Genomic DNA, 11447 nt, shown 5'->3' on the forward strand with positions numbered 1-11447 from the left:
ATGGCCGCCACTTCCACAATCACCGAGACGTTTTTGCCTGGCGACACGGGCAGATAGATGATGGGGATCTTTACCCCGAGATGGTCGGCGTAGTTTGTGGTGAGGCCAACCCGTTCGTAATCCATGTTTTCCGCCCAGGGCATCAGCTCGATCTGGAAGTCGATGTTCTTTTGCTTGCGCACCCTTTCGATGCCGAACATGCGTTCCACATTGATAAAGCCAACGCCGCGAATCTCCATGAAATGTCCGAAATCGCGGGCGGATTTGCCAACCAACTGTTCATCCAGATAGCGGATGGTGATCACGTCGTCACCAACGAGGCTGTGCCCGCGGTGGATGAGATCAAGGGCGCATTCGCTTTTGCCGATCCCGCTTTTGCCGGAAAGCAGAATTCCAAGGCCAAAAACTTCTATGAGCGTGGCGTGGACTGTCTTTTCCATGGCAAAGGTGTATTGGAGATAGCGGGTAAGTTGCTGAATTAGCTGGTTGGTGGAAAGCCGGCTGGAAAGGATGGGAATCTGCAGGTCGTTGGCAAGGTATTCCAGCGCCGGCGGGAAAGTGAGTCCTTTGGTGATGATGATGCAGGGGATATCCAGCTTGAAGATGGAGCGGGCTCTTTCCAGCATCATATCTTCATTCAGGCTTTGCAGATAGCGCACCTCAACCTCACCGAATATCTGGATGCATTCGGTGGAAAAAACATCCAGATAACCAGCCAGGGCCAGACCCGGACGGTTGATATGGGGCGAGCTGAGATTCTTGTTCAGGGTTTGGGGCTCGGTGATCAGGGAAAGAGCAAGGTCTTTCTTTTTGCTGTCAAAAAAATCGCGGATAGTGATGGATTTCATAGTCGGTCCCCAGCCCGATGAGGCCGCCGGAAGGCAGTGCTGCCGGCGGCCGCGGGCAACTGCTTACGGTTCAAAGAGTTTATAATTCTGCTCGTCCCTTTTCACCAGGACGTTCAGCCGGTCGGTTTCCACATTTTTGAAGATGAGAAACTCATCTTTCTGGGTTTCGATCTTTGCCATGGCTTCCTCGACGGTAAGCATCTCGGCTACGGCACGTTTGGTTTTTACTGTTTTGCGGTCTCGGTTTCCAGGATTGACCAGGAAATCAGTTTCGCGGGAAAATTCCGAAAACTGGTCTTTGAGAGCTCTTTTCTGGTGGTCGGTCACACGGTCTTTAAGCTTCTTGATCTGAGCTTCCATCTTGTCCAGGGCGTTATCTATGGAAAGGTACATGTCCATTTCCTCAGCCTGGCTCTGCAGGCCGAATTTTGAGGCCTGGAGAGAGATCTCGCAGATGTTGCGGCTGTTCTCCAGAGACAGGGTAACGTGGACATTTATGATGTTGTCGAAATACCTGTTGATCTTCAGGCATGAAGATTCCACGTAGTCCCTGATCGCTTTCGTGAGTTCGAATCGACGGGCTGTGATCGTGATCTGCATGTGTGATTCCTCCTTCTATACTTTATTAATGGCCAGATTATGCAAATCCTCGAGGGATTCTTTGATGGTTTCAGATAGGGTGGGATGGGCAAAAGTGACCTTTTCCGTAACGTCGGCCTTCGCTCCGAACGACAGCAACAGGGCTCCCTGGGCGATGAGTTCAGCAGCGTTCAAGCCCAGGATATGCATGCCCACAAGCGTGTCATCATCCTCCCTGGCGATTGTTTTGACCAGGCCGTAGGTTCCGCTCATGGCCAGGGCTTTGCCGTTCGCGCTGTAAGGAAATTTCCCAACCTTGATCCCTCCGAACTTTTCCTTAGCTTCAGCCTCTGTGTAGCCCACGGAGGCGAGTTCCGGATGGGTGAAAGTGCAGCGCGGAATGTTTGTGTAATTCAATTCGGGGTCTGTATATTCCAGGCCTTCACTGAGGGCGCGGATGTGTGCGGCTACGATCATCCCCTGTTTGCTGGCTGTGTGGGCCAAAGGCAGTTTGGCAGTGAGGTCACCGATGGCGTAAACTCCTGGCAGGCTGCTCCGCATAAGCGAATCGATGACCACAGCCCCTTTTTCCATATCCGGTGCGCCATTCAGCCAATCCAAACCGCAGCGCGGCACACGGCCCACGCTGAGCAATACTTTGTCGAATGTCAATTTGGCGCCATCAGACAAGGTGAGTTCATTGCCACCGCTGGTTCGCGAAACGCTTTCCACGCCCACTCCGGTAATGATCTTGATTCCGGCTTTTTTCAGGGCGAGGGTGAGGCGCTTGACCATTTCCTCATCTTCCGTTGCCATGATGCGGGGCAAAAATTCTATTATGGTGGTTTCGACCCCAAAGCTATTCATAACAGAGGCGAATTCACAGCCGATGACTCCGCCGCCAACGATGGCCAGGCTTTTGGGCAGGGTGTCCAAAGCCAGGATACCGGTGGAAGAAAGCACGTTCACTTCGTCGATTTTCAGGCCGGGAAGTTCCTTGGGTACAGAACCCGTGGCAAGCACGAGATATTCAGCCCGGATGGATGTTCCTGCCTCGGTGAGCACTTCGTAACCCTTGTCAAGGACGGAAACGCTGACCGCTTTTTCTCTCAGCACGGGGATGGCGCGTTTACGAAAAAGGTGCTCCACTCCTCCCACCAATTGTTCCACCACGACATTCTTGCGGGCAAAGACTTTCCCGTAATCCAGGCTGGGTTCCATTGGCGGCAGGCCATAATCAATCGAGTTCTTCAGCTCTGTGAAGAGCTCGGAGCTTTTCACCAAAGCTTTGGTGGGAATGCAGCCCCAGTTCAGGCAAACGCCGCCGAGGCGTTCCATTTCAAGCACGGCACAGTCGATGCCGTATTGGTTGAGGCGGATTGCGGTTTCATAGCCTCCCGGCCCGCCTCCAATGATCAAAACTTTGTATTCGGGCAAAAAATCCTCCTTTATTGCCGGCGCAGGCGACTGTTCAGGATACCCAGTTCCGAACGGTATTTGGCCACTATCCGGCGTGAGATGTTCAGCCCCTCCGCGCGCAGTAATTCCACAATGTCTTGGTCGGAAAGGGGATGCTTCTTGTTCTCGTTATCTATCATGTGGCTGATCTGTGTTTTCACGTGCTGGCGCGAGATGCCTTCAAAGTTGTTGTCAATGCCAGCGGTGCTGCTGAAGAAATCTTTCAGGGCGTAGATGCCGGAGGGGGTTTCGGCAAACTTATGCTTAACAACCCTGGAAATGGTTGATTCGCTTACAGATAGGTCGCGGGCGATCACGGCATAGGTGAGCGGATGAATGAGGCCGTTTCCAAGCTGGAAAAAATCGGGTTGGAATTTGATTATGGACTGGGCCACGCGTTGAAGGGTGCGGGTGCGCATATAGATGCTTTTGATGAGGAATTTGGCACTATTGATGCGGTCACGAACAAATTTAAGGGTGTCGCGGTCAAAGTAGCCGCGGTTGATCATCTGGCGGTAGCGGGGACTGATGATGATATTGGGGGTTACGTGATCGTTGATGATCACTTCGAATTTCCCGTCGATCCGCTTGATGGTGATGTCCGGATATACGTATGCAGCGTTGGGAGTTAGGATGCGCAGGCCGGGTTTGGGATCCAGCTTGGCCACGATCTCTTTCATGGTCAGTATATAGTTCTCCCCCACCCCGAAATGCGAAGCGATCTTCTGATAGCGGCGGTGGATAAGGTTTTCGAACTGGTCGGAGCAAAGGCCCACCAGGATACGGTTGTCGCGCTGCTCATCCGTGAGCTGGGCTAGCAGGCATTCACTTATGCCGCGCGCGGTGATGCCTTTGGGGCTTAGCTGGAGGATGATCTGGTGTACCTGTTCCGCGCGTTTAGGACAGATTCCAAAAGCCCTGGCAACTTTCCCCAAATCGAAATTGGGCGGTAAAAAGCCATAGCTGTTGCAGCTGTCGATCAGTTCAGAAGCGAATTCGACCTCGTTTTCCGGCAGGGAGAGTGGATAAAGTTGCTGGAGAAATTTCTCCCGGGCGTTCTCCTCATAGCGGATGAGGGATTCGCCCTGGTCGGCCTCGGTCCCACCCTGCCAGCCTTCATAGCCAAGGTGGTAATCGTTCCACTGGTCCAGGATTTCCGTCAGTTCGCGGGCTTCATTCAAGGTTTGGCCAAGCTCATCACTGTTTTGCGAATCATCCAGGGATTCCTTGCTTTCCTTGGACGCCGTTTCCAGATTGTCCTGCTCCTCATCATCCTTTTCCTCCCTGAGTTCAAGCAGGGGGTTTTGCTCCAGTTCCTGCTTGATGTAGTCTTCCAGTTCCAGAATGGGGAGAGACAACATTTTCAGGGATTGCAGCATCTTGGGCTTGAGCGCCAGTTCCTGCCTTTGCTTGAGGGATATGTTCTGGCTAAGGTTGCTCATGATTGCGGCTCAAACGGATTGGACAGGAAGCGTTCTCCCAGATATAGTTTCTTGGCTTTTTCATCATTTATCAGCTCCAGTGAAGAACCTGATACTATGATCTTTCCTTCGAAGATAATATAAGCCCGGTTGACTATTTTCAAAGTCTCAATTACGTTGTGGTCGGTGAGCATCACACCGATATTCTTTTCCCGCAGTTTGTTGATGATGTCCTGGATATCCGCCACGGCGATAGGATCGACCCCGGCGAAAGGCTCGTCCATGAAGATGAAGGTGGGTTTGGTCACCAGGGAGCGGGTTATTTCCAGTTTTCGGCGCTCGCCTCCGGAGAGCGTGTAAGCCTTCTGATTGGCCAGGGAGGTGAGGTTAAGTTCCTCCAGCGCGCTTTCCAGACGTTCTTTGCGCTCCTGGCGGCTGATCTTTAGGGTCTGAAGGATGGCCATGATGTTGTCGCGCACGGAGAGTTTGGCGAATATGGAAGGCGCCTGGGCCAGATAACCCAGACCCAGCCAGGCCCGGCGGTACATTGGCTGGTGGGTGATATCCCGCCCGTTCAGCAGCACTTTGCCCCGGTTCGGCTTGGCCAGGCCGAGGATCATGTAAAAGGTGGTGGTTTTGCCAGCGCCGTTGGGACCCAGGATTCCCACAACCTCGCCCTGGCTCATTTCCATGCTGAGACCATCGACCACCTTGCGTCTGCCGTATATCTTTACCAGGTTTTGGGCCTGAATTTTGTGAGCTTCCATATACTCTTATAATACCCCGAAAGCGGGTTTTGTCAAGACTCGTTGTGGAATTTGTAAACCCCTTTGATCTTTTGGCGCATGTTCATGAATTCCAGCTCGCTTTCCTCGTTGAATTTAGCTTCCAGAAACTCACCGTCGGCAGTATTCACAAAAAAGTCGCGTTCCTCTGTCTGTTCCTGGTCAAAGCGGTAGCTAACCGTCTTTTCGGCTTCAAAGCGGCGGATTTTCTTGTCCTCAAAATCGACGCGGACATAGTTTGCCTTCACCCAATTCTTTTTCGGGCCATCCTCCTCTTCCGCGAAATCAAGGCGGCAGGAGTCCACCAGTTCAGCCCGCTGTAACTCGCGGTCCTTGAAGAACAGATAAAACTCCTTCGCGCTGGCGATGGCGCTGTCAGAGCGGAACTGCGGCACGCCCAGAAACATCGCCTTTTCCTCCTTGAGCAGATAGACCAGGAAATCGCTGCTGGCTTCGTAATCCTGGCTGCGTGCCAGAACGTTGAACGTGGCCATCAGCTTGCGCTCCTCCTCAAAGTATTCAAATTTATCCGCCTGCACGTGCAGAGTGTCTTTTCCCGCCACATCCAGCCTGGGTTCCTCAATCATGTATGCGTAGCGGTTCTTGCGGTCCCAAAAAGCATAGCCGCAAGTGAGTGTGGCGTTTTCCTCCTGGTCGAAGGAACTCACGTTGCTCCAGACAGTCACAGTGTTGTGAAACTTGCTGTAGATGGCCTTGTCAGAACGGAACCAGCGGGTAACCTTGCCCTTGGTCTTTTGTTCGATCAGCACCCTGCCCCCCGCGTTCAGTTCATCGGGGATACGGTAATAGGTGAGGCTGTCAGCTGCCAGGCTGAGGGAATCATTGTTAACCTTCACGTTGCCGTCCAGGCGGGCTATCTTTTGCAGGTCAAAGATCAGTGCCCGGTCGCTTTTGAATTCTGTTTTTCCATACCAGAAATGGACTTTGCCCTCCAGCCGCATCACTTGCTCGTCTTGCACCTTGCTCAGATACAGCTTGTCCGAATGGATAACCCGGATCTTCTCCCGTCCCCAGAGAGGGAGCAAAGCCAGAATCAGGCTACCAATCCAGATAATCTTCTTCAAAGAAGCCCTCGGCTGATATATTGTCCATTTCGGTGGGATAGATGCTAAGGTTGGTGCGCAGATTGGTGCCGCGCAAGACGTTGCCGTCCTTAACCAAAGTCACCTGCCCCGGGGCCATCACCTCGTCCATGTTGCGGTCCCAGATCAGGCGGGAGGTGGAAATGCTGCCTTCCTTGCCCACCAGCTTCACGTTGCCGTGGGCGTAGATCACGTTTCGGGCATCGTCCACGATGGTGCTGTCGGCTTTCAGGCTGGAGGCGCCGCCCTTCTGCCTGTCAAAAGCCGTGATGTCAACCTGATAGGCATTCAGGATGCGGCGCTCGTAATAGCGGTCGATTCTGGCGGCTTTCAGGATGTAGGCCACGCCTTCCCTGTCAAATTCCGTGATGGTCACGTTTGTGCTGGTCTCGTCAGGCAGTCCTCGTTTGAGCGATTCCGTGCGCAGCACCAGGTCGCTTTCCCCGCAGCCGAAAAGCAGCGGCAAAGCCAGCATAATTAGCAGCTTAGCTGATTTGAGAAAGATATTTGAGCAAGGCCTGCTCATAGATACCTTTGCCGTTAAGCACCATTTCTATGCATTCCCGCACCGCTCCGCGGCCGCCGGGATGCTTGGTGACAAGGTCGCTGAGGGCTTTCACACCCTCCATCGCGTCGGCGGGACAGACCGAGACCGCGGCTTTGAACATAACCGGCAGGTCATTCCAGTCGTCACCCATAAAGAGAACGCTGTCGAAGCCCAAACCCAGTTCCTCCAAAAGCTCATTGGCTTTGGCCAGTTTGTTTTGAATGCCCTGGAAGACATGGTCTATCTTCAAATCGTCGCAGCGGCGCTGCAGCACCGGGGAATTTCGCCCCGTGATCACAGCCGTTTTTATCTCCGTCTGCCGCAGCAGGTTGAAGCCCATGCCGTCGTGGGCGTCGAAGTTCTTGCTTTCGTTGCCGGCACTGTCATAGATGATGCGTCCATCGGTTAGCACGCCGTCGCAATCGAAGATCAGCAGTTGGATCTTTTCCCAGCGCAGCAGGGGTTTGTTTGGTTTGGCAAGTTTGTTGAAACTCATCCGGTCTCCATTAATATTGTCGCCCGGCAAAGCCCTGCTTCAACCGGCTCTGGGAACACAGGATCCCCAAAACCCGGGTGAATGGACGCAAAGCCTGCCGGAAAGGCTACTTGAGGGCCTTCGTCCCTTCCCAACTGAAGCCCGCGTCCAACCGGCCAAAGTGGCCGTAGGCGGCTGTGGGGAGAAAGATGGGCATGCGTAAGTCCAGATAGTCGATGATTCCCTTTACTGTCAAGGGAAAACTGGCGCGGATGAGTTTTTCCAGTTCGGCGTCCTTCATGGTCCCGCTGCCATAGGTATCCACCATCAGCGAGACAGGTTCCGATTCGCCGATCACAAAGCTGAACTGCAGCAGGCATTCATCGGCAAGGCCTGAAGCAACCACGCTTTTGGCGATATGCCTGGCCATGTAGGTAGCGCTGCGGTCCACTTTGGTGGCGTCTTTGCCGGAAAAAGACCCGCCGCCGTGCTGGGCCCAGCCACCGTAAGTGTCCACGATCAGCTTGCGCCCCGTGAGACCTGTATCCGCGGCCGGTCCACCGTTTTCCCACATCCCGCGGGGGTTTATCTTAACCGAATATTTCTCCGCGCTGAAGGTTGAACGGGCATCGCTTTCCATTTCGTCGATGGTGGGGCGGATCACGATTTCGTTTATCAGTTCCTTCATCCGGGCGAATTCAGCTTCATTCTTTGGCAGGTGATGGGTGGAAATCACCACCGTTTCCAGCGCCACGGGCCTGCGTCCGCAATAGCGCATGCTAACCTGGGATTTGGCATCTGGAAGGATACCAGGGATCAAGCCCTGTTTGCGTGCCTTGGCCAGGTTTTCCATCAGCAGGTGGGCCATTGTGATCGGCACCGGCATAAGTTGTTTGGTCTGGTTGCAGGCATAGCCGAACATCAGGCCCTGGTCGCCCGCCCCTTCGTTGGTTTCCAGCTCTGTGGTCTGGGAATGCAGATAGTTCTCGATCTCACAGTTATGGTCAAAACCCAGGTCGGGATTGGTATAGCCGATATCACTGATGACCCGGCGGACGATGGGTTCCACCTCCACATCCACACCGGTGGGCGAGGAAACTTCACCGGAAATGACTATCCTGTTTTCAGTGGCCAGTGTTTCGCAGGCTACCCGGGAATGGGGGTCCCGGCTCAGCCAGGCGTCCAGGATGGCGTCCGAGATTTGGTCGCAAACCTTGTCCGGATGTCCTTCCGAGACCGATTCCGAGGTGAAAACATACTCGTTCCGGTCGCAGGGTTTGTTTGCGTGTAATGCTGTCATTTTATTCTCCTGTAATGTTTGTCTGTAGTTTCTGCCCTCAATTAAAAAATCCGGCCGCTAAAGCCGGATGCAAACTACCCGCACTTTAGCACATTTTGAAGCGGAGCAAAGGGCAAATCACCGCTTGTTTGAAGCGTTGCAGCCGGCAACGCAACGAACAGGCATATTTTCTGCGCGGCACCAAATCAGTCAAGGGAAATATCTGCCCCAGCCCTTAAGCTGGCTAATGGCCTTTGTTCTTTACCCCTGCCAATCATAGAAAACTCTCTTTGGGACAGGGTGGATTAAGCCGAAGGTTGTTTCCGCCTTCCGGCGTGTGGCCTGGCAGGAAAAGCGATGTAGTTTGGTCCTTAAGGCCCTTTATAGGGTTTCGGTCACGCCTCCCGCATGATGCCCGCATTTGATGCGAGAATCTCGCGGGAGGCGTGGGAGGGGGATGGAAGAAGGCGCTCAGGGCCTGGCTGGCAGGATCTTGTGGCGGTCAGGCGTTTTATAGCTCTCATACAAATCAAACTCTCTTTCAGATCAAGTGGGTAATCCGGTTGTTCGTGCCCGTAGGGCGCCATAACGATAGTGAGGGAGCGTAAGCCCCTCGTGCAAGGGGATAAACAAGACGGAAAGCCCCTTGCGGGTGAAAGAATGCAATCCCCGCGGCTCTGTGGTCCTCCGGGCTCGCCCACCCGGTTTGAAAGTGAGGCAACTCTCTGAGGCAGTTGAACATCCCGGGACCGCCAATGCCCCTATTTCATCAAAAGCATTTTACGGGTTTTTGATGTCTTTCCGGATTGAAGGCGGATGAAGTACACCCCTGAGGCTGCCTGCATGTTGAGCTTGTCTTTGCCATCCCACACAACTTGATGGAGTCCTGAAGGTTTGAGCCCTTCCACCAAAGTCCTCACCAACTGACCCTTCAGGTTATAAACCGAAAGGGTGATCTCTGAAGCCTCGGGGAGTATGTAGGAGATTGTTGTACTGGGGTTGAAAGGATTGGGGTAGTTTTGCATCAGCACAAGCTGATCAGGAACAGAAAGCACCGGATCGTCAATGGCAACCCAGGGCTCGGAGCCGAATTCATAGCAGCCCATATCTATCCTGCCATCCCAGATGCGCCAGTTTCCTGCCAAGTCATAGGGCAATAAACTCAATCCCGCGGCATCGGGAGTGCCGGCATTAATGCAGGGAGAGCCTGGCGCAAGGCGAAGATAATCCCCGCTGCCGGCACTGGTACCAGCGAACAGCAGACCCTCACTAAGATTGTGTTCCCCATAGTTTAAGCTATTGTAAGTTGATGTATTGTTAATGCTTACTTCGCCACCGCGAATGTAACTGTAGTCCACATCCAGATTACACGCGGATTGAAACTGCGAAGGTGCATACATTACGATTTCGTGCTCTGCGTCGGGATTGTAAAATATATTATTCCGCATGCTTACATCACCTATCAAGCCTACTGCTGCATCAGAGCCATAATTGTTATATAATGTGCAGTTTGAGATTTCTACGTTGCTGTAGTCGTTACTGGCAAACAATACCGCACGGTCATTGTTGGTTTTGATGTTGTCAAAAAGGCAATTGCTCACTCTGATATTCACCTCCTCAGTACCCCATGGATTCCACAAAGAGATACAAAAGGTATCTTGGTCGTTTTGCACACTCAAGTTGCTAACTTCATTGTTCTCAAAAGTAAACGAATCTTCAACCATGAAGCTTATTACGGCAAGACCTGTGAAAATAGGGTCATCGGACACATAAGTGGAATGGATATTCGTAAAGGTCGAATTGCTGATCTTTGAATCATGGACCCAATTAACATCTACAGCTATATGTGGGGTTGTGATATTCTTGATGACCAGCTTATTGATTACAACGTTTCTTGGTTCATCCATAAAAAATGCGCCATACTCACAAGCCTGGATATCTGATATCACTATATCATTCAGATGCAGATATTCTATATATGATGGGTTCATGTATGGCATTCTGTTGCTGGGGACACTTTCTGTCATAGTGAAACCGCTAATCGTGTTGTGTCTGGCTTTGAAGGAATGGATAAAGCTCGGTATCCCTAACATGCAAACCGATGATGATGTCAACGTAACCAATTCCGATCCTGCTCCGATGAGATTGATGTGCGACTTGATCGGGATGGGGTATAGCTGTTCACCTTCACCCTCATCATACACACCCGGCAGTACATGAACAGTCTTTACGTCAAGGCTGTCGGAAGCTATCAGATGCATGGCTCTGGTAATGGTGCGCATTGGTTCATCCGGGCTGATACCGCTATTGTTATCATCCCCATTGGGGCTAACGTAAAAGTCGCGGTTTATTTCAGTGCGATGGGCTTGCTCTGCAATCACCGTATCATGGTACTGCTGCAGGCTGGATAGATTGTTATGTCTGCCGACATAGAAGGTTGATGGCGGGTTGATGCTTGCTATATTCAGGTAGATTGTTATATTGGCGGGGATGTCAAATACGGATATATCTACCGGGGCAGCTCCATAGTTCTCATAAACGGAGCATCTGTTCACAGGATCAAAAACAATGCTCGGCACCACATTGCTGGATCCTACAATATGAATCCCCCCTCCGGAAGCAAGGCCATAATTGTGGTGAACATTTAAGCCGCTCAAGTACAATGACGCATTTGTGCTACTGACGCCTGCACCCATTCCGGCATGGTTTCCGTGGATGTTGCAATTAACAAGAGTGATTGTGCTTCCTGTCATATAAGTATTGCTGATTAGCACCCCTCCCCCCATAGTTACTACATCATGAGTAAAATATCCTGTGCCATTGGTTAAGGTAAAGCCCCGCAAGGTGGCGTTTTGCTCGGCATTAAGAAAAGCAACACAAGGGCCGTTTCGGTTACCGTCAATTTTGGTCCGGCTAATGTAAGTGCTGTCACCAGCTATGGCTTCCAAGCTG

10 protein-coding genes are annotated in these 11447 nt (G+C 52.2%); all 10 read right to left on the reverse strand.

Annotated elements, in window-relative coordinates; all coding sequences use genetic code 11:
- A partial coding sequence (hprK, locus tag GX466_08160; protein ID NLH94168.1) for an HPr(Ser) kinase/phosphatase occupies positions 1-848 on the reverse strand: 848 nt, incomplete at its 3' end.
- 63 nt (positions 849-911) lie between these two features.
- Entirely contained in the window at positions 912-1448 is a 537-nt protein-coding gene (gene raiA / locus GX466_08165) for a ribosome-associated translation inhibitor RaiA (protein NLH94169.1), read from the reverse strand.
- Positions 1449-1463: 15 nt separating this feature from the next.
- Positions 1464-2864, reverse strand: coding sequence for a dihydrolipoyl dehydrogenase (gene lpdA / locus GX466_08170; GenBank protein NLH94170.1), 1401 nt, complete (start codon positions 2862-2864; stop codon positions 1464-1466).
- A gap of 11 nt (positions 2865-2875) precedes the next feature.
- Complete coding sequence (gene rpoN / locus GX466_08175) at positions 2876-4327, reverse strand: RNA polymerase factor sigma-54 (protein ID NLH94171.1); 1452 nt, start codon at positions 4325-4327, stop codon at positions 2876-2878.
- The gene (lptB, locus tag GX466_08180; GenBank protein NLH94172.1) at positions 4324-5073 is read right to left on the reverse strand and encodes an LPS export ABC transporter ATP-binding protein; all 750 of its coding nucleotides are present in this window, start codon (positions 5071-5073) and stop codon (positions 4324-4326) included. Before lptB ends, rpoN begins: the two co-directional genes overlap by 4 nt.
- 32 nt (positions 5074-5105) lie before the next feature.
- Complete coding sequence (locus tag GX466_08185) at positions 5106-6176, reverse strand: hypothetical protein (GenBank protein NLH94173.1); 1071 nt, start codon at positions 6174-6176, stop codon at positions 5106-5108.
- Positions 6151-6669 carry an LPS export ABC transporter periplasmic protein LptC gene (gene lptC / locus GX466_08190; GenBank protein NLH94174.1) on the reverse strand — a complete coding sequence of 173 codons (519 nt, stop codon included), beginning with the start codon at positions 6667-6669 and terminating at the stop codon, positions 6151-6153. Before lptC ends, GX466_08185 begins: the two co-directional genes overlap by 26 nt.
- Before the next feature lie 10 nt (positions 6670-6679).
- Positions 6680-7237 carry an HAD hydrolase family protein gene (locus GX466_08195; protein ID NLH94175.1) on the reverse strand — a complete coding sequence of 186 codons (558 nt, stop codon included), beginning with the start codon at positions 7235-7237 and terminating at the stop codon, positions 6680-6682.
- A gap of 106 nt (positions 7238-7343) precedes the next feature.
- Positions 7344-8516, reverse strand: coding sequence for a methionine adenosyltransferase (locus GX466_08200; GenBank protein ID NLH94176.1), 1173 nt, complete (start codon positions 8514-8516; stop codon positions 7344-7346).
- 740 nt (positions 8517-9256) lie between these two features.
- Positions 9257-11447: T9SS type A sorting domain-containing protein (locus tag GX466_08205; GenBank protein NLH94177.1), on the reverse strand; the 2191-nt coding region annotated here is incomplete at its 5' end.

The organism is Candidatus Cloacimonadota bacterium (assembly GCA_012516855.1).
GTDB lineage: Bacteria > Cloacimonadota > Cloacimonadia > Cloacimonadales > Cloacimonadaceae > Syntrophosphaera.